Origin of the sequence: Flavobacterium sp. RSB2_4_14 (assembly GCF_051547085.1) — a bacterium.
Taxonomy (GTDB): domain Bacteria; phylum Bacteroidota; class Bacteroidia; order Flavobacteriales; family Flavobacteriaceae; genus Flavobacterium.
The window spans coordinates 1-347 of sequence record NZ_JBPTTL010000032.1 but is presented as its reverse complement, the minus strand read 5'-3'; the positions used below and the strand labels follow the sequence as shown (position 1 = coordinate 347).

Genomic DNA, 347 nt, shown 5'->3' with positions numbered 1-347 from the left:
CCTTCGGCTACTACGCCTGCAACTTGGTATAATGTGAAATTGTTTACTGGTCGTGTGAGCGATAATGGCTCTCCAACTGGTAATCCTCCTACCAATCGTTGCAATATAAAACGATAACTAGCACCCGATACAAACTCAGCCGTAATTTCCGTTGAAGTAGAGGGAACTAAATAAGGCGTAACATCATCGCCACATTGTGACGCCTGAAGACCAACTGTTGGAAAATCTGGTGTCGTAATTTCACATGCCGTGCCAAAGCCTGACGCGTAATCCTGACCGTCAATATTCACTATGGTTTGAACTGATACATAGTACTTCGTCGCATACGTTAAAGGTACTGTGGTCAA

At 44.1% G+C, this 347-nt stretch carries 1 protein-coding gene; it reads right to left on the bottom strand.

Features of this window, described 5'->3' with window-relative positions; genetic code table 11:
- On the bottom strand, nt 1–347 hold a 347-nt coding region (locus ACSVH2_RS14130; protein WP_438093822.1), incomplete at both ends, for a hypothetical protein.